Source organism: Enterococcus sp. DIV1758 (assembly GCF_051711985.1).
In the GTDB taxonomy this organism is placed as follows: domain Bacteria; phylum Bacillota; class Bacilli; order Lactobacillales; family Enterococcaceae; genus Enterococcus; species Enterococcus faecalis.
Window position 1 is genome coordinate 2,508,418 of sequence record NZ_JBIOOA010000001.1, and the last position, 18,292, is coordinate 2,526,709.

General features: G+C 38.8%; 17 protein-coding genes. 4 read left to right on the top strand and 13 right to left on the bottom strand.

Translation table 11 applies throughout. The annotated features are described in order from the left end of the window. Positions 1-47: 47 nt before the first annotated feature. From IGJ52_RS12210 to rpsO, 8 genes are all read right to left on the bottom strand, one after another. Positions 48-278 (bottom strand): hypothetical protein, encoded by a 231-nt coding sequence (locus IGJ52_RS12210; RefSeq protein ID WP_002383277.1) that lies wholly within the window; start codon positions 276-278, stop codon positions 48-50. A gap of 88 nt (positions 279-366) precedes the next feature. Beyond that, positions 367-837, bottom strand: coding sequence for a low molecular weight protein-tyrosine-phosphatase (locus IGJ52_RS12215; RefSeq protein WP_010715461.1), 471 nt, complete (start codon positions 835-837; stop codon positions 367-369). Positions 838-877: 40 nt separating this feature from the next. Further along, complete coding sequence (locus tag IGJ52_RS12220; protein WP_002354991.1) at positions 878-1,447, bottom strand: TetR/AcrR family transcriptional regulator; 570 nt, start codon at positions 1,445-1,447, stop codon at positions 878-880. 177 nt (positions 1,448-1,624) lie between these two features. After that, complete coding sequence (locus tag IGJ52_RS12225; protein WP_438792189.1) at positions 1,625-3,043, bottom strand: CHAP domain-containing protein; 1,419 nt, start codon at positions 3,041-3,043, stop codon at positions 1,625-1,627. A 331-nt stretch (positions 3,044-3,374) separates the two neighbouring features. After that, positions 3,375-3,884, bottom strand: coding sequence for a rod shape-determining protein MreD (gene mreD / locus IGJ52_RS12230; protein ID WP_002359075.1), 510 nt, complete (start codon positions 3,882-3,884; stop codon positions 3,375-3,377). After that, positions 3,881-4,741 (bottom strand): rod shape-determining protein MreC, encoded by an 861-nt coding sequence (mreC, locus tag IGJ52_RS12235; RefSeq protein ID WP_002383273.1) that lies wholly within the window; start codon positions 4,739-4,741, stop codon positions 3,881-3,883. The genes mreD and mreC overlap by 4 nt, the downstream gene beginning before the upstream one ends. A 181-nt stretch (positions 4,742-4,922) precedes the next feature. Then, positions 4,923-7,037, bottom strand: a complete 2,115-nt coding sequence (gene pnp / locus IGJ52_RS12240) for a polyribonucleotide nucleotidyltransferase (RefSeq protein ID WP_002367402.1) — start codon at positions 7,035-7,037, stop codon at positions 4,923-4,925. Between the two features lie 186 nt (positions 7,038-7,223). Beyond that, entirely contained in the window at positions 7,224-7,493 is a 270-nt protein-coding gene (gene rpsO / locus IGJ52_RS12245; protein WP_002354983.1) for a 30S ribosomal protein S15, read from the bottom strand. A gap of 279 nt (positions 7,494-7,772) precedes the next feature. Between rpsO and def the strand changes: the two genes are divergently transcribed. Further along, the gene (def, locus tag IGJ52_RS12250; RefSeq protein ID WP_002381104.1) at positions 7,773-8,336 is read left to right on the top strand and encodes a peptide deformylase; all 564 of its coding nucleotides are present in this window, start codon (positions 7,773-7,775) and stop codon (positions 8,334-8,336) included. A 46-nt stretch (positions 8,337-8,382) separates the two neighbouring features. Here def and IGJ52_RS12255 read toward each other — a convergent pair whose 3' ends face one another. The 3 genes from IGJ52_RS12255 to IGJ52_RS12265 all read right to left on the bottom strand — a co-directional run bounded on the left by IGJ52_RS12255 (position 8,383) and on the right by IGJ52_RS12265 (position 10,697). Continuing rightward, positions 8,383-9,159, bottom strand: coding sequence for an HAD family hydrolase (locus IGJ52_RS12255; RefSeq protein WP_002361040.1), 777 nt, complete (start codon positions 9,157-9,159; stop codon positions 8,383-8,385). 9 nt (positions 9,160-9,168) lie between these two features. Next, positions 9,169-9,822, bottom strand: coding sequence for a DNA alkylation repair protein (locus tag IGJ52_RS12260; protein ID WP_033601053.1), 654 nt, complete (start codon positions 9,820-9,822; stop codon positions 9,169-9,171). A 71-nt stretch (positions 9,823-9,893) separates the two neighbouring features. Then, positions 9,894-10,697, bottom strand: a complete 804-nt coding sequence (locus IGJ52_RS12265) for a formate/nitrite transporter family protein (RefSeq protein ID WP_002365340.1) — start codon at positions 10,695-10,697, stop codon at positions 9,894-9,896. A 324-nt stretch (positions 10,698-11,021) separates the two neighbouring features. On the opposite strand from IGJ52_RS12265, the gene rpsD reads away from it, so the two are divergent. The 3 genes from rpsD (at position 11,022) to lepB (ending at position 12,939) form a co-directional block, all read left to right on the top strand. Beyond that, a complete protein-coding gene (gene rpsD / locus IGJ52_RS12270; protein ID WP_002365342.1) occupies positions 11,022-11,633 on the top strand; it encodes a 30S ribosomal protein S4 in 612 nt (203 codons plus the stop codon). A 159-nt stretch (positions 11,634-11,792) separates the two neighbouring features. Continuing rightward, positions 11,793-12,341, top strand: a complete 549-nt coding sequence (locus tag IGJ52_RS12275) for a biotin transporter BioY (RefSeq protein WP_438792141.1) — start codon at positions 11,793-11,795, stop codon at positions 12,339-12,341. Positions 12,342-12,402: 61 nt separating this feature from the next. Next, positions 12,403-12,939 (top strand): signal peptidase I, encoded by a 537-nt coding sequence (gene lepB / locus IGJ52_RS12280; protein ID WP_002383266.1) that lies wholly within the window; start codon positions 12,403-12,405, stop codon positions 12,937-12,939. A 55-nt stretch (positions 12,940-12,994) separates the two neighbouring features. On the opposite strand, the gene IGJ52_RS12285 is transcribed toward lepB, so the two are convergent. Both IGJ52_RS12285 and IGJ52_RS12290 read right to left on the bottom strand, forming a co-directional pair. Then, entirely contained in the window at positions 12,995-17,761 is a 4,767-nt protein-coding gene (locus IGJ52_RS12285; protein ID WP_438792142.1) for a WxL domain-containing protein, read from the bottom strand. After that, entirely contained in the window at positions 17,748-18,119 is a 372-nt protein-coding gene (locus IGJ52_RS12290; RefSeq protein WP_010816818.1) for an LPXTG cell wall anchor domain-containing protein, read from the bottom strand. The genes IGJ52_RS12285 and IGJ52_RS12290 overlap by 14 nt, the downstream gene beginning before the upstream one ends. Positions 18,120-18,292: the final 173 nt, after the last annotated feature.

An 18,292-nucleotide genomic window follows, 5' to 3' on the forward strand; every position in this document is an offset into this window, starting at 1 on the left:
TAAAAAAATCCTTGAAAAGTTTTGACACTTTTCAAGGATTTTTTGCTTTATTTCATCGCTTGACGTTCTTGCTGTTTCAAACGAGCAAAACCATAACGAATACCTGCAAATAATAAAACTAACGGAGATAAGAAAACAGAGATCATTAACCATTCACTTGTATACATACTACTAAAAGATAAATGATACGTGACAGCATACACTAGCGGCAGACTCATTATCAACAATAAATAATACAAACTTAATTCAAAAACATAGGATAAATAACTACTGTTCATCTTACTTCCCTCCTGTCTCTTTTTCCCTGAACAATTTGTTAGCACTATTGTACCAAGGGGAAACAGAAAGTACTATCGGACTATAGTCCTAATCTTTCAGCTGTGCTTTTATTTTTTTCAACCATTCTGAGGTACCTGCTTCCACTAAGCGGTAAGTTTCCTCAAAATCTCCAGTATAATAAGGATCAGGTACGTCCATGGTTTCTTTACCAGCCACAACTTCCATAAATAAATGAATCCGCCGTTGCTCTTCTTGAGGAGCTAATGCTTTTAAATCTGCCACATTATTCGCATCCATCCCAATGATATAGTCATATTTTTTAAAATCACTTGGCTGGATTTGTGTTGCCTGCATTCCTTGATAGGAAATTCCTTGTTGCTCCAAAATTTTTCTGGTTCCCTTATGTGGCTGACTGCCAACTTCCCAGTGGCTAGTAGCTGCTGAAAACACTTGAATAGCCGATTCTAAACCAGCTTGTTGGACTTTCTGACGAAAAATCGCTTCTGCCATTGGCGAGCGACAAATATTGCCTAAACAAACAAATAACACAGTTACCACAACGTTTCACTCCTTCATAAAACTTTTTATCCTTCACACATTACTCATTGGCTTCTTGTTCATACAAATGATAAGCCATAAATTCTGTATCTTTCGCTAAACGGAATAATTGCGTCGCCATTTCCAAAGGAGTCTGAGGATATTCCTCAAGAATCCATTTCGTTAAGACGCCACTACATCCATAGGAAAAGAAATTCGCATAAAATTGTTTGTCTTTATCTGTTAAATGATTCTCAACATCGACTTGTTCAAATAATGATATAAATAAGCGATTGGTCGAAGCGGAAAAAACATTAAGAAGAACTTCTGAATCTGAGGTCACCGTTGTATAGTAGAAATGGCTCTTCTCTTTAATCGCTTTTAATAACTTCAGGGCTTGTTCCTCCCAGTTTTCCAAACAAATATCTGTTTCTAAGTAAATCAATGCATCGTGACGATAAATCCAACGTAATAAATCATATTTATCTGTAAAGTGATAATAAAATGTTTGGCGATTCAAGCCCACTTTTTTGGTAATATCTTGGACACTTATTTTACGAAAATCCTTTTGTTCACATAATTCTATTAAAGCTGAAGCGATTGCTTGTTTTGTATCGTGCGTTCCGCTCATGCTGATTCCTCCGCTCCTAATATGTATATACCTCTATAATTGCAAAAAAACGGCCAGATTACAATATTTTCAGATACATTTTATGCATATATTTAAAATTAAATGAATAAAAAAAGCGGCAACTAACGATTTTTGTTAGTTACCACTCCTTGTTATCAATTATTAATAGATGACTATTTAGCCTGGAAAACGCCATACAACAGCGCGGAATCCTGCTGGTGGTGCTGGTGACCAGTTAGAGTTAGAAGAAACATAACCAGAACCTCCTGGGTTGTTCGCTTCAACGATTTGAACACTTCCACCACTTACACCTGTAACTAAGACAGTATGCACGCCACCAATCCAGCTATCTGGACTATAGGCACTTTCATATTGAACAACATCGCCTGGTTGCACGTTACTCCAGCTAACTTGTGTTGCGCCAGAAGCAACATAGCCACTGTTTGGACCACCATAACCGAAGTTAATACCGCCTGCCGCTAACCAGCGACGAACGGATACTAAACATTCGCCTGGCTGATTCCAACCTGTTGCATAAGAATTACCAACATCTGCTAAAGCTGCATTAATTGCGGCTTGTTTTCCTGAAGTCACGCCACCATTCCCTGGTTTTGCTTCATTACCTTTTTCAGGAGTCGTTGGGTTAGTTACAGGAACTTCTTTTTCTTTTTCAGGTGCTGCTGCAGGTGTTGTTACAACACTTTCTGTTTCAGTACTTGAAGTTGTTGTTTCTTGCGTTGTGGTACTTTCAGTAGTTGTTGATGATTCTACTACTGGTGTTGCGGCTTTTTCTTCAGCGGCGGATGCTACTGCCTCATTGGCTGCTTTTGTTGCTTTCGCTTGCTCTGCTGCCGCTTTTTGTGCTGCGGCTTGTGCTTGCGCTGCCGCTTGTTCTTCTGCTTTTTTAGCAGCTGCACGTTGGCGTGCTTGTTCTTCTGCTAAACGTTTTTCCGCTTCTTTTTTCTGTTTAATGAAGCCGTCTTTTTTCCCTTGTTCTTCAGAACGTTGTGCTTCTAAATCATTTTTAGCCACTTCTTGTTGAATCTTCAATGTTTTTAATGATTCTGTTTTGTCATTTAATTCTTTTGTTGCTGCTTCTAATTCAGCAATTTGTTTTTCAACATTCTTTGTTTTCTTTTCAACAGTCGCTTTGTCTTCTTTTTGTTGTTCTAGTAATTCATTGTTGGCGCTCATCATTGTTGAGACCGCTTGAACGCGACCAATTGCATCTGCTACTGAATCTGCATCTAAGACAGCATCAATAATTGAATCACTTTGACCATTCACTTGGACATCGCGTGCTTGTTTTGTCATTTGTACTTCACGTTTTTGAATACGGACATTCAAATCAGAAATTTCACTATATAATTTAGATACTTCTGATGATAGCTTGTTCTTTTTAGCTGTTAATGTATCGATTTGTTTGGCCGTTTCAACCATATCATTTTCCATCGCGGCAACTTTTGCTTCTGCATCTGACATTTGGCTTGTTAACGCATTAATTTTTTGATCTTGTTGTTGAATCTTTGTATCGTATTCATCTGCAAATGCTGCGGATGGCAACGCTACGCTTGTTAATGTAATGGAACATACCATTAGAGCCGATAATACACTTTTCTTCAATCTGTTGTCCTCCGAAAATCCTTTTTTGTTAAGCTTTTTTATTATTTATTAAAATTTGAATAAATTTCTCTTTTTCAACGATAGAGCAATTGTAGCATAGCTGTATGTCACTGAGATAATATGGATGTTACAGTAATATTTCAATTTTCTTCTTGTAAATGACAAAAAAAAGCTTCACTTTTTTCACAACTTTCTTCAAGGCTCCAGGGTAATCTTCTCATTGTTTTGTTATTTAAAGAAAATAAAAAAAGCGAAAAATGCTAACAAATGAGCATTTTTCGCAAACGAACAAAATTTTCAATTTTTATTTTACGGAAAACAGTTTTTTCAGCGGATAAGATAAAATAACATACCACACCATGTTCAATAGCAATGTAGGGCCCAACACACGCGTAATAAATAAAATCGGGCTGACATCCGCTAAATGAAAGGCCACTTGAATCAGTACCGCAATCAGTTCATACAACGTGGTAAAAATAACGATCCCAAAAAAACCAGTTAGTAAATTTGTTTGAATTACTTCTTTAAATGTATACATCAACATAACCGAAATCGTCAGTGCGACTGTATAAATCCCGATAATGCCAATGTAGTAGCTATCGCAAATAAAGCCTAAAATTAACGAAGTAATTAATAAATAACGTTTAGAAAAATTAGGAACGGCAAACATAAACGCAAGTAATAACAGATGAGAACTGGCGAAGTAAACATTACTTGTCCACGTTTCAAAAGACTTTGTTAAATGAGCATCAATTAACATTAAGAAAAACAAGAGAATAGGTGTGACGTATTTTAAATACTCTTTCCGAATCATTCGCTTTCCCCTGCCGATCTTTTCACGACCGTCACAACGGAGATACCATAGACATCCGCATAAGGTTTCACATACACTTCACGATCTAAACCAAAACTATCTGGTTTCACTTTAATAACTGTCCCTACCGCTAAATCGGCTGGGGAATTACCACCTAAGCCAGAAGTCTGAACGACATCGCCTTCTTTCAGAGTGGCATCGCCAGTTAATTGTGACACAATTAATGCATTTGTCTTATTGTCGTAATTTTTAAGTAAACCAAACGATTCGCCATTTGCGGAAGTTACTCGCACAGGGAAATGGTTCGAGTTGACATTTTTAGACGTTAGTAGTTCCACTTTTGCAGTCGTTGCATTGACTTCAATGACACGCCCCACTAACCCTTTTTGCGCCATGACCGCCATGCCCGCTTCAATGCCGTCATTGGTTCCTTTATCGATAATTAATAAGTCTTGCCAAGTATCCGGCGAACGCGTAATGACATTCGCAGTTACTTTTTCATAGTTAGCTAACGTTTCGTTCAGATTCAATTCTTGTTTTAAACTATCAATTTCGCGTTTATAGTTATTGTTTTGGACAGCTAATTCATTATAGCTATCAATTTTTTCTTTTAGACGTTCATTTTCTTTAAACGTGTTAATTAAATTGCCCATTGAAGACAAGCCGTTTTCCACCACACGAGCTGGAAAAGAAATCACACGATCCACCATACTAACGCTATTGTTGACGCCACCTTGAACGACATTGGTTTTGCCTTTTTCAGAACGTTGCGCAGCAGTTAAACTAATAATGGTTACTAAAATAATGACTAAAATTAAGGTAATGATTATATTTTTATTTGGATTAAATTTTTTCACAAAGACACCCCAGATATTCTTCAGACTGATAGTATTAATTTTACCACTAATTGACTATAAACAAAAGAGTTGGCGATCGTCTTTAGCTTTTTTTATCATTTCTTTTTTAGGGCTTATTTTCAACGAAAAAACCAACGAAAAGAAAGGAAACTTCCTTGGTTTTCGTTGGTTTAAAAAGAAATTATTTTTCTTTGTTTTCTTCGTTTAATAATGCTTTTCTTGACACGTTGACACGGCCTTGTTTGTCAATTTCAGTTACTTTGACAAGGACTTCGTCGCCTAATTTCACGACATCTTCAACGTTGTTCACACGTTCGTTTGCTAATTGAGAAATATGGATCAAGCCATCTTTGCCTTTAATTAGGTTAACAAACGCACCAAATTTTTCAATGCGGACAACTTTTGCTAAGTAAACTTGGCCGACTTCGACTTCTTTGGTTAATTCTTCAATAATCTTGATGGCTTTTTTAATCATTTCAGCATCTGATGAAGCAATACTTACGTTACCGTCTTGATCGATATCAATCTTAACACCAGTTTCATCAATGATGCTGTTGATTGTTTCGCCACCTTTACCAATGACATCTTTAATTTTCGCTGGTTTAATTTGAATCATTTCAATTTTCGGTGCATATTGACTTAATTCTTCACGAGGAGCAGCAATCGTTGTTGTTAATTCTTCTAGAATTTCCATCCGTGCTTTCTTCGCTTGGTCTAATGCTTCCGTTAAAATTTGTTCTGTAATTCCTTGGATTTTGATGTCCATTTGTAAAGCAGTGATTCCGTCTTTCGTTCCTGCTACTTTAAAGTCCATATCGCCAAGGTGGTCTTCTAAACCTTGAATATCTGTTAAGATTGTATAGTTTTCGCCATCACTAACAAGACCCATTGCAATACCTGCAACTGGCGCTTTAATTGGCACACCCGCATCCATTAATGCTAATGTTCCCGCGCAAATACTTGCTTGTGAAGAAGAACCATTTGATTCTAACACTTCTGCTACTAAGCGGATTGTGTAAGGGAAGTCTTCTTCTGATGGAATAATTTGTGCTAAGGCACGTTCACCTAACGCACCGTGACCGATTTCACGACGACCTGGTGAGCCCGCGCGTCCTGTTGAACCAACAGAGAATTGCGGGAAGTTATAATGATGGATGAAACGTTTGCTATCTTGGACACCCAATCCATCGATAATTTGATGTTCCCCTAAAGGCGCTAATGTACAAACGGATAAAGCTTGTGTTTGACCCCGAGTAAATAAGCCAGAACCATGCACACGTGGTAAAATACTTACTTCTGATGATAAATGACGAATTTCGTCTAATTTACGGCCATCCGGGCGAATCTTATCGATCGTGATTAACTCACGTACGACATCTTTTTCAAGATCTTCCGCAATTTGTTTCACTTCTTTTAGTAATTGCGCTTCTTCTTCGTGTTCCGCAAATTTTTCAGCGTAAACTTCTTTGACTGTATCTTTTACTTTGTCAATTTCAACTTCACGTGCTAATTTTTCTTCCGTCATTACGGCTGTTTTCATTGTATTGTAGTACGCATCAAAAATTTCTTTTTTAAGATCAGCGTCCACTTGTAATAAGTCCACGTCCATTTTTGGTTTACCTACAGCGGCAACGATTTCTTCTTGGAACGCCACTAGTTCTTTAATGGCATCAAAACCGAAAAGTAAGGCACCTAACATATCTTCTTCTGATACTTCTTTAGCACCACTTTCAACCATGTTGATGGCTTCTTTTGTTCCAGCAACAGTTAATTCAATATCTGTTTGTTCCGCTTGTTCTACCGTTGGGTTTAAAACATATTCGCCATTAATACGACCAACGTCAACACCAGCAATTGGTCCATCAAACGGAATATCTGAAATTGCTAACGCTAAGGAAGACCCAAACATTGCAGCCATTTCTGGTGTACAATCTTGATCCACACTCATAACGATGTTTGTGATTTGGACTTCGTTACGGAAGCCTTCTGAGAACATTGGACGAATAGGACGGTCGATTAAACGAGCGGTTAATGTCGCACGTTCACTTGGACGACCTTCACGTTTAATGAAGCCACCAGGAATTTTTCCTACCGCATACATTTTTTCTTCATAGTTTACAGTTAATGGGAAAAAGTCTACATCTTTTGCTTCTTTAGAGGCAACAGCAGCACTTAAAACGACCGTATCGCCGTAACGTACTAAGACAGCTCCATTGGCTTGTTTGGCTAATTGGCCGATTTCTACTTCTAGTGGGCGGCCGCCCCAAGTTGTTTTAAAGACTTGTTTTTCTGTCATAATTCTTCTCCTTTACTCTTGCTCTTTGGAAAAGTCAGACGGCTACTAAACAAATGAAAAAGTAACAAGTCGTTGTTGCTCTTTCATTTGGTTAGTAGTTCCTAAAAACTTTCCAAAGAGGACCTTCAATAGTGACAATAAGATAAAAAGCGAGATTCTGATTGAACCTCGCTTTATACGTAATGATTAACGACGTAATCCTAAACGTTGGATCAATTCGCGGTAACGTTGGATGTCAGTTTTACGTAAGTAAGCTAACAAGTTACGACGGTGACCGATTTTTTTCATTAAACCACGGTAAGAATGGTGATCTTTTTTGTGTGTACGCGCATGTTCGTTCAATTGGTTAATGTCTTCAGTTAAGACAGCAATTTGTACTTCTGGAGAACCAGTATCTCCTTCATGACGTGCGTATTCTTTAATGATTTCGTTTTTTCTTTCTTGTGAAATTGCCATTTGTTCCACCTCTTTCTCTATTATTCGTCTGATCACTGAGTGAAGCGTTGGTGACTCGCTAAACCAAGTGATAGATGGTGTGTTTCCACACAAGCTTACTTTACAGGAAACACCGCTAAAATGCAAGCTTAATCTCTATTATTCGACAGTTTTTTTAAACAATCTAGCCCCTTTTTTGGTGATTTTGTGATACACTAAATGGTGGTAAACAACTGATTATTTCAGCGCATGAATAAATAAAAGAAGAATTTTTTTATGTTTCAAAGGAGGAACCATTGAATGATTACAATGAAAGATATTATTCGTGAAGGGAATCCCACACTTCGTGCTGTGGCAGAAGAAGTGCCTGTCCCTATCACTGAGGAAGACCGACAATTAGGTGAGGACATGTTGACTTTCTTAAAAAATAGTCAAGATCCAGTCAAAGCCGAAGAATTACAATTACGTGGTGGCGTTGGTTTAGCTGCACCACAATTAGATATTTCTAAACGAATTATTGCTGTCCATGTTCCTAGTAACGACCCAGAAAACGAAAAGCCTTCATTAAGTACGGTAATGTACAACCCTAAAATTTTGAGCCATTCTGTGCAAGATGTATGTTTAGGTGAAGGGGAAGGCTGTTTATCTGTCGATCGGGATGTGCCTGGGTATGTCGTTCGCCATAACAAAATTACCGTCAGTTATTTTGACATGGCTGGCGAAAAACACAAAGTTCGTTTAAAAAACTACGAAGCGATTGTGGTTCAACATGAAATTGATCATATTAATGGCATCATGTTCTACGATCATATTAACAAAGAAAATCCATTTGCTTTAAAAGAGGGCGTTTTAGTCATCGAATAAAGAAAAAAACTGCGCCGTTTGTTTTCAGACAAACGGTGCAGTTTTTTTAAATGGCCTTCATTTCTTTTAAGGCTTTCCAAATGCCATCATTATCATTGGTATCTGTGACCATCGTGGCCACTTTTTGAATGGAAGGACTCGCATTGCCCATTGCGACGCCAATCCCTGCATGGCTTAACATTTCTCGGTCATTTTCGCCGTCCCCAAAGGCAATGATATTTTTTGCATCAATACCCACACGTTTAGCTAAATACGTTAACGTAGCTGATTTTGAGCCATCTTTAGGCACAACATCTACGCTATGTTGATGCCAGCGAATAAAGCGGAATTCTGGGTATTCTTCTTCAAACGTACACTGATCTTCTGCGTCATAAAAAGCCAGCGCTTGGTAAATATCATTTTGACGATAAAAGTGTTCATCATAAGCAGGTGAATGAAAATGAAAAGAGTTCATCGCAATTTCCATTTTTTCAGCACGGTGCTGGTTGCTCTTCTTAATATCATCTAAGCCCACACAAGCAAATCCTAAGCCGCGTTGATCACTATCTTGTGCCAAACGTTCCAACGCTTCAGCATGCAATAAATTTTGATAATATTGCTCATGATCTACAAAAGCCGCAGCGCCATTACATAATACGTAATTGGTAAAATCTAAATCCCAAATCACCTCTTGCGCCATGTAACGACTTCTGCCAGTTGCCAGCGTAACTAAGTGTCCTTGCTCCCGCAATTTTGCTAGCGCTTCTCTCGTGCTATCCAATGCTTTCTTCTCCGAATTTAACAACGTCCCATCAATATCAAATGCAAAAAGTTTTCTTTCCATCATTTCTCCTTATTCGCTCGCTTTCGCTAAATATTTACTGCCTTCTCGTTGTGCTAAAGGACTCAACACTAATTCATTCATCAATTCCTCGACCCATTGCGGATTCGTTTTACTATATTGGCGTAATGACCAGCCAATCGCTTTTTGAATGAAGAACTCCTCTGTAGTTCTATCATAAATAATCGCCTTTTTCAACAGGTCCTGATTGGTCTTTTCTTTCAACATCAACTGTAAATTCAGCGCAACTCGCCGATTCCATAAATTTTCAGCGCCATAAAAAAGGGCAAAAATCGTTGGCAATTCAGTCAGATGCAACGCCACCCACGACCCAAAAAATTTTCGCCAAGCATCCACACTATCCCACCACGCTTTTTGTGGAACATAGGCTTTAAACGCTACGACCTCTTCTAATGAAAATCTCCGAACATTTTGAAGAGCTAAATCAATAGCGACATACTGATATTCTCGTTCTGTTTTTTGATAGTAAGCCTCAATCTCTTGGCATAATTTTTCCTTTGGCCACGTATGACTTTCTTTTAAAAGTTGTTTACTTAACGCTTGACGTTCTGGGGCGGGGATGCCTGCAAAAACAAATTGGTGTTTCATATAAGCAGACATTTTTGCTGCTGTTTCTGGGTTCTTCTGAAATTGAAGTGTGTCCATTCCTTCGCTCCTTATAATAAAAAAACTATACTAAAACAGTGTACCATGTTTTAGTATAGTTGGTTGATCAATTAATCAAAATACGTTAAGTTTTTGTTGTCTTTATCTAACCAGGCATAGCCGAGACCCATAATTAAGCCACCACCGATAAAGTTACCGATAAAGGCCCAGAACAGATTATGAACAACATTACCAGCTGTGAAAGCTTCAATTGCGCCGTTTGAAGCAAAGTAAGCTAAACTGAAGGCTGGGAAGTTGGCAATCACGTGTTCAAAACCAAGGAAAGCAAAGATAAAGATAATGAAAATAATGGCCGCGACTTTGCCGGCGTCATCTTTCATTCGCATACTCACTAATACGGCTGTATTAACCACAATATTGGCGAACATAGCTTCAACTAAAATTTGCAGGGTGGTTTTTTCTAATTTTCCAGCAATCGACGTAAAGAAGAAACTATCTTTTGGTAAATCTTGGAACGGCACCGTAAGTGATACCAAGAAACCAAATAAGACACCACCAATTAAATTGAATAAGATACAGGTAAATAAAATTTTTGCAGCTAAGGAAAAGTTGACTTTTTTACGATAGACGCCAACAGTCATGTACAACATATTCGAGGTACCAAGTTCGGCATTCATATATAAAATCATCACAAGTGACCAACTGAACATGAAGGCGTAAAGCATTTTCCCTAAACCATGAGAAATTCCTTCTCCTTTAATTGCGATTGCAAAAGCAACGGCTGTTCCCAACGTTAAAAATAGACAAGCAAGCATTGCACGAACAGCGTAGCGGGAAAAGCTGTTTGAGAATAAATTCACTTTCTTGTCGATGGATTTATCAATTTGTTCAAACAATGGTGAACCAGACTTCATTGTAAACTCCCTTTCATTCCGTTTTCAACTTATATTTTCAAAACATCTCCTCTTATTCTAATGAGGAAAAGTGTTTTTGTCTACCTTTTTTTTCAGATTTCACTTTAAAACCTTGACGTTTCCTATCCTATTAAGTATACTAGATTTTGTGTAAAATAATTGCAGCAGAAGAATAATAACTCGTCAACAGTTCATTGCCAAACTTGGTTCAACTGCGTAACCGCGGCTGCAAAGGCGAAGGTTGAAGAATGAACTGAACGAATATGAATTTTTCATCTAATTATTTTACTCCAAAAAAACATTTATTTATTGGAGGAATTTTTAATGTCTCGTTATACTGGACCATCATGGAAAGTATCTCGTCGTCTAGGTATCTCTTTATCAGGTACTGGTAAAGAACTAGCTCGTCGCCCTTACAAACCAGGACAACACGGACCTAACAGCCGTGGTAAAGTTTCTGAATACGGAATGCAATTAACTGAAAAACAAAAATTACGTCATATGTATGGCATGAACGAACGTCAATTCCGTACGTTGTTCATTAAAGCAAGCAAAATTAAAGAAGGTAAACACGGTGTTAACTTCATGGTTTTACTAGAACAACGCTTAGATAACGTTGTTTACCGTTTAGGTCTTGCAACTACTCGTCGTCAAGCACGTCAATTAGTTAACCATGGCCACATCACTGTAGACGGCAAACGTGTTGATATTCCATCATATCACGTTGAAGTTGGTCAAGTGATCGGTGTTCGTGAAAAATCTCAAAACATCTCAACAATTAAAGAAGCAGTTGAAGCAACTGTTGGACGTCCAGCATTCGTAAGCTTTGACACTGAAAAATTAGAAGGTAGCTTCACTCGTTTACCAGAACGTGATGAACTTTACCCAGAAATCGACGAAGCACTTGTCGTTGAATACTACAACCAAAAACTTTAAGATTTCAAAAGGTCGAACTACGGTTCTTACCTTCTTTCAAAACCTTGCCTTTCTTGGCAAGGTTTTTTTCTTTGCCCTCTTTACAAAATTGTTTACTTCCGCTAAACTATTGTTAACCAAATAAAAATAATTGGTTAACAATAGAAAGTGAGGCTTCTTATGAATAAAGCATCGTTACGCTCCTTAATTTTAGCAGCAGAATTCGCTGTGATTATTGCTGTACTTTCACAATTTACAATTCCATTGGGGATTGTCCCCTTAACTGGACAAACATTTGCCATCGGCTTAACCGCTACCGTTTTGGGCAAGAGAACGGGGACCTACGCTATTTTAATTTACTTCTTATTAGGATTAATTGGTCTACCCGTTTACGCTGGGATGTCTAGCGGGTTCGGTGTACTCTTTGGACCAACTGGCGGCTATTTAATCGGCTTTATCTTTAACGGCTTATTAACTGGTTATATTTTAGAAAAAACAACCTTTAACTATACTTGGGCCATTATCGCAAATATTGCTGGCGCCTTAGTTACCTTAGTTTTCGGTATGATTTGGTTGAAATATTCCGCAAATCTGCCGTGGCCAAATGCTTTCGCTGGCGGGTTTGCTCCGTTTATTATTCCTGGTATCATCAAGGCTATCGCAGCTGCTTATGTTGGTATTTTAATTCGCCAACGCTTTATGAAACGTTTTTTAGCACACCTTTCTTAAGGGGAAAACTTTTTTCTTTTCCTTGTCTGTAGTACACTAAAAGGACAAAGGAGTGAAGTCCATGTCCTCATTATTAAAACGATTGGTTCAGTTGGTTTTGTTAGTCGGCGCTGTCTTGCTGATTCGACACTATGTGTTCTCCCCTGCTGCGGTGAATGGCTCTTCAATGGAACCAACACTTCATAACAACGACCGTTTATGGGTGACTTCGATTAAAAAGCCACAACGCTTTGATATTATCGCTTTTCCTAGTCCTCGCAACGGCCAACGAGTAGCCAAACGTTTAATTGGTTTACCTGGCGAAACAGTCGAGTATCGTGATGATACCCTTTATATTAATGGTGTATCACTCAGTGAAGATTACTTAGCAAGTGCTAAACGAAATGTCTCTAAAAATGAAAATTATACCCAAGATTTTACCTTAGAGACCTTAGAAGCCACCCAATCCCTGACCGTTCCAGAAGGCATGTATTTTGTCTTAGGCGATAATCGCCCGCGCTCAGATGACAGTCGTTACTTTGGCTTTGTAAAACAAGAGAGCGTGGAAGGTGTTTTGACTTTTCGTTATTATCCATTAGATAAAATTGGCTTTCCATAAAAATAATAAACCACCCTCAAAAAGTTAGACTTTTTGAGGGTGGTTTATTATTTTTTTAAGGTCCAGTGACTAAGTTCCACGTCACCGTCCCTTGATATTTCTCATTTATTTTCCCTTGATTGGCTGGGACGTCTAATTTCACGCTAGCAAAATCAAAATCTAATTGGTAGACATCATTACCTGTAAATTGGTTATTAAGAATTACTGGTGTAGATGTACCGTCACTCGTCAAAGTTAAGGCTTTCGTAACCCCCACTTTATTCGTTGATTCTGTGACTTGGTTATAGTTTTCGATTGCTGCAACATCCGCATTGCCTAATAATAAGCGCGTACTTGTTGGCAAACTATCGGTAGATGCTTTGAGCTGTGATAATTGTGCTGTCAACTGCCAATTGGGTTGGCTTTTCTTGATCCGCAAGTATGGATTACGCGTACCATTCCCATAATAATCGGCTGCTTTTTTCAGACCGTACTGTTTGGCACTACTGCTAATCGTAATTTTCCCAAAATCAAACGTTGGTGTACTAATGAAACCTTCTTCTACTGGCGCAGGCGTAATCGTTTGATCTTCGCCTTGAATACGCACAAAGTTACTAGCTGTCACTGCAGAAAAGTTCCCGCTAGCTGTCATTTCTGCGGTTAAAAGTTGCCTTGGTTCTCCAGTGATTTTCGCTGTGTTCACTGTCACTAAAGCTTCACCATTCACCGGAATTTCCACACCCAAGTTAACTCCTGTGCGCCATTGTTCTGCCGTCACTGGGATAATTTTTGATGTACTACCAATGCGAACAGCTAATTGAGTCGGCGCCGAAATACCTGCCGCCCATTTGGCCGTTGGTGCTAGTTTAATATTGGTCAACGGAACTTCACTGGTGTTTTTTAGTCTAACTGTCCAAACCATAGAAGATCCGTTGGGAATCACTTCTAGTAACCGACTAACAGTCATTTCTGCCGTTGGTTGGACTTCCTCATAGACTGCTGTCATGTCATCCTTGTCATCGTAAGTCACGGCATAACTTGGCGTTTTCGTGGTTTCCAACGCAGTTTTATCAATACCTTTGTACCAACCTTTGAACTTATAAGATTTGTCTCCTGCGGTATACGTATCTGGCAAGGCATTGGCACTCGTGTAGGTGAAGCTATTGCTTGTCATTGGTATTTGTTTACCTTGCGTAAAACCTGTTGGTGGTGTAATTTTGGCCCCCGTTGCATCGACAAAATTTTCAGTGACTTGTTTTCGTGTAATTTTATAGTTTATCGTTTGCTTGTAGTCACTAGTTCCATCAAAACCAAATAGTCTTGGTTTGGAATTTGCACTGGTTAAAAATAACAGATTAGGTAGGATATCTCTTGATAATCCTGATTGGCCCCACTTGGCCTTAACAGAAAAAGTATTGTTCGTTTCCTTGTTAAGCGTTGTTTCAAAGCTATTTAAACTAGTCGTTGCTGCATCTGACAGAAGGTTGGTGCCAATGTCACTAATCGTATCATAGTCGTACAACGTAATGGTTTTCGTTATTGCTTCCACTTTGTCCACGTACTTCAATTCATTCGTAATACCAAAGTTATTCAACGCAAATCCTCTATTTAAAACACCTGTTGCTGGATCAGGTAAAAGCTCATAATTATTAGGAATCAAGACGTTTTGCTTGGTTTCTATCTTATAGCGATTAGCAACAGTTGCCTCTTTACTTCCCGCCATTGGGTAAAGCGAACCCGTCGCTTCAAAGGGACTAGTAGCATTTTTTCTGAGAAATTCTGTATAGTTTCCAGAAAGCGTAAGTGGATTCGTGAATGCTTTGCCTTGTTCATCGACAAACTCCGCGTAGAAACCAGGGTGAACAGTGGTTTCTTGCACTTCTTCATAGACCGCTGTCATGTCGTCTTTGTTATCGTAAGTGACGGCGTAACTTGGTGTTTTCGTGGTTTCCAGCGCAGTTTTATCAATACCTTTGTACCAACCTTTGAACTTATAAGATTTGTCTCCTGCGGTATACGTATCTGGCAAGGCGTTGGCACTCGTATACGTAAAGTTTTCACTATCAATCACGGTTTGTTTGCCCTGCGTGAAGCCTGTTGGCGCTGGAATTTCATTGCCGTTATTATCAACAAAATGTTCCGTTACTCGCCGTTGAGTTAACGTATAATATACTGGCCCACTAAAGGTTGAGTAATTAGTATAAGGATCAAGCCCCATTGGTGGGACTGCATATCGACGATAAAGGATTGGAAACTTAACATTAGGCGCTACTGGATTACTATTCGTATATGCTGTGGTATAAGATTGATCTGCTACCTTTTGTAAAGCAAAACTAGCATCGGTTGTTGGTACTTCTTTTGGCGCTTCATTGCTTCGATGTTCAGTAACTACAGGAAGCGGATAACTGCTATTTAAGCCAGTATTGATAGTCATATTTGAATAATATTTTGGCAAGGAGAACGTCATGTTGATGGGACTAAACAGACTATTCCCATCTCCATAAACAGGCAATGGAATTTCTTTATCAGGAATACTCATTGACTTAACATTGCCAATATTGACTCCACTTAGATTTTTGTTAGTAACGGTACTTACTTTTTTATCTAACAGCCATAAGTCATAGGTTAAACCAACTTTTGATGGATCCACTATCTTTCCTGAATCATCAATAAAACCAAATTGATAGCTTGCACCTGGCAAAGTAATTGATGTTTGGTCTTCATAGACAACTGTTAAATCGTCATTATCATCGTAAGTAACAGCATAACTTGGTGTTTTGCTGGTTTCTAATGTTGCTGGTTTGGTTTTGCCTTTGTACCAGCCTTTGAATTTGTAGGTTTTTGTGCCAGCTTTATAGGTGTCAGGCAAAGTACCAGCTTGTTTGAAGGTATAAGAATCACTATCAATCACGGTTTGTTTGCCTTGCGTGAAACCAGTTGGCGGTGTAATTTTCGTTCCATTACTATCGACGAAGTTTTCGGTGATACGTCGGTTTTCTAAGAAATAAAACATTTTATCCTCTGTTGTAAAGAAGGACGGCGCGTTTACGGTTGTAGTCATGCTTAAGGCTTTTGAAAAAGCTGTCTTAGTTGTATCACTTGCCCAAAAATTGCTTACTAGCAAATAATTGTTAGGCTTAGCTGACTCATTTGGGACAACATCAAAGCGTGAACCGTCTACAGAAGCGTTACTTTTTTGACCGTTGGCAATGTTTTGCAGAGCGATGGTAGCCATCGGGTAGCCGCCAAGAGGTCCAGTAAAATAACTACCTGGTTTAACGGTTGGTTGTTTATAGTATTTTGGTACTTGCACGTTAGCTTTAGTAACGCCATAAAACACGGGTGACGTTTCCGTATATGTTAATGCTTTACTAGGAATTGTTAATTTTTGGAAAACACCTTCGGGTACACTAGTGATTGCACTACCGTTTTTGACTGTTCCACCACTGACCTCTGTGATAGTTGCAGTTAGTTTCGCATCATAGACGTACACACCTTTCTCATTGATAAAGCCAAATAAATAATCAACTGCTGGTACCGTTACTGTTTTAGGTACAACTTCCTCATAGACCGCTGTCATGTCGTCATTGTCATCGTAAGTCACAGCGTAACTTGGTGTCTTCGTCGTTTTTAAAGTCGCTGGTTTTGTTTTGCCTTTGTACCAGCCTTTGAACTTGTAAGTTTTGCCGCCTGCCTTGTACGTATCTGGCAAGGCTTTGGCACTTGTATAAGTAAAATTGTTACTTGTCATCGGTGTTTTCTTATTTTGCGTAAAACCAGTCGGTGGTGTAATTGCCACACCTGTTCCATCAACAAATTTTTCTGTGACTTGTTTTCGAGTAACTTTGTAAATCATTTTTGATTTAATTGTATTTGTACCATCAAATCCAAATAATCTAATATTACTGTATCCAGGAATCGTCCAACCAGTAAAATCCCCACTTGAAATCGCAAAGGTACTGGGCTGAATAATTTCAAAATATCCTTGCGCATTTTTTTGGAACTTCGCATCTTTTGATGTTTCCGACATTGGAAATGTTTTTGCTTCCTCAACACTGTTATCAAAGATACCTGTCGTTGCATTAAATCCGGTGTACAGGTACAGAGCCCAATTACTGTTTACAAAATCATATTCAATACTGTCCACAAATTTCAATGGTGTTGCAATATTCAATTTATCTAAAATAAACATTGTTCGATACTTAACAACGGGGTTTGTTCCACCACCGCCATAATTTGCAATTGTTTGCTCAGTAAATGGCATTGCTGAACCATTACTAACACTTAAAATATAAGAACCCGAACCATTGTTCTGAGCTGATAGTTTATTATATGGTGCCGGCAAAGGAACTGGTGTTGAATTAAAATCACCACCTTTAAACGCTTGATAGTTTCCAGAGAAGACTAATTGTTCTGTAAAAGGCGTACCTGTTTCATCTACAAAATCATATTGAACATTAGGATAAACAACCGTTTTTAAAGGAACCCATCTCGGTTTAATTTGGGATGGATTTGCCTCTGATGATATCGGTGTAGTCTCGGATGGTGGCACACCTTTTGATTGATTATTTTCTGCGAAGGCATCTTGTGATGTATCAACAGTTTCTTGATTCTGCACCTCTACTGGTTGCTCTGTCTTCTCTGCCACTTCCCGACTTGTTTCAGTCGTTGTTTCTTGCGTTTCACTACTTGCTTGTGTTTCTTCTTTCACACTACTTTCGGCGGTCGGACTACTTTCAATCGTCACGGTTTCCGCAACTGCCGTCACGCCCGAAAAGGCATTTACTAGCAAAGAACCACATAAGCCAATAGCTGCAAGACGTTGCCATTTATTTTGCTTCATGTCGTCCCCTCTTTCTATGTACTATTGCTACAAGGCCAAGTACGACGAAGCCAAGTATGCTAAGATTGGCCTGGCTCTTACTTCCTGTACTCGGTAGTTGTTTGTCGCCAGTGGTAGGGGTACCTTGACCGCCTACCACACCGGCTTGATTAGTTCTCGTCTGTCCCGATACTTGCCCCTTAGGACTTGGCGCGTCTGTTTTCGGTGAGGGCTTTTCTTTCGGAGCTACTTTCGGGGGTGCTTTTTTGTAAAATTCAATCCCCACCGAACTAGAACCACGTTCAGACGCTTCAGCATTTATAAAAAGACTAGGAGAAAATAGTAGGCACGCAAGTACTAAATAACGCTTTTTTTTCATTTAAAAACCTCCTTTAAATCAACAATCGCTTTGAGCTTTTACTTCCTGCTGCTCAAAGAACCTTTTTTTATACCTCCATGATAACAAAGAAACAGCTTTTCAAAACACCATTATTTTCCATTTGACAATCCTATTTTTCACAAGTCTCTTATATAGCAAGCCTTTCCCGCTTC

Excerpts from the sequence above, each read along its gene's own strand:
- IGJ52_RS12210 (WP_002383277.1), bottom strand. The coding sequence starts at position 278 with ATGAACAGTAGTTATTTATCCTATGTTTTTGAATTAAGTTTGTATTAT.
- IGJ52_RS12220 (WP_002354991.1), bottom strand. The coding sequence starts at position 1,447 with ATGAGCGGAACGCACGATACAAAACAAGCAATCGCTTCAGCTTTAATA.
- IGJ52_RS12225 (WP_438792189.1), bottom strand. The coding sequence starts at position 3,043 with ATGGTATGTTCCATTACATTAACAAGCGTAGCGTTGCCATCCGCAGCA.
- mreD (WP_002359075.1), bottom strand. The coding sequence starts at position 3,884 with ATGATTCGGAAAGAGTATTTAAAATACGTCACACCTATTCTCTTGTTT.
- pnp (WP_002367402.1), bottom strand. The coding sequence starts at position 7,037 with ATGACAGAAAAACAAGTCTTTAAAACAACTTGGGGCGGCCGCCCACTA.
- rpsO (WP_002354983.1), bottom strand. The coding sequence starts at position 7,493 with ATGGCAATTTCACAAGAAAGAAAAAACGAAATCATTAAAGAATACGCA.
- def (WP_002381104.1), top strand. The coding sequence starts at position 7,773 with ATGATTACAATGAAAGATATTATTCGTGAAGGGAATCCCACACTTCGT.
- IGJ52_RS12255 (WP_002361040.1), bottom strand. The coding sequence starts at position 9,159 with ATGGAAAGAAAACTTTTTGCATTTGATATTGATGGGACGTTGTTAAAT.
- IGJ52_RS12260 (WP_033601053.1), bottom strand. The coding sequence starts at position 9,822 with ATGGACACACTTCAATTTCAGAAGAACCCAGAAACAGCAGCAAAAATG.
- IGJ52_RS12265 (WP_002365340.1), bottom strand. The coding sequence starts at position 10,697 with ATGAAGTCTGGTTCACCATTGTTTGAACAAATTGATAAATCCATCGAC.
- rpsD (WP_002365342.1), top strand. The coding sequence starts at position 11,022 with ATGTCTCGTTATACTGGACCATCATGGAAAGTATCTCGTCGTCTAGGT.
- IGJ52_RS12275 (WP_438792141.1), top strand. The coding sequence starts at position 11,793 with ATGAATAAAGCATCGTTACGCTCCTTAATTTTAGCAGCAGAATTCGCT.
- lepB (WP_002383266.1), top strand. The coding sequence starts at position 12,403 with ATGTCCTCATTATTAAAACGATTGGTTCAGTTGGTTTTGTTAGTCGGC.
- IGJ52_RS12285 (WP_438792142.1), bottom strand. The coding sequence starts at position 17,761 with ATGAAGCAAAATAAATGGCAACGTCTTGCAGCTATTGGCTTATGTGGT.
- IGJ52_RS12290 (WP_010816818.1), bottom strand. The coding sequence starts at position 18,119 with ATGAAAAAAAAGCGTTATTTAGTACTTGCGTGCCTACTATTTTCTCCT.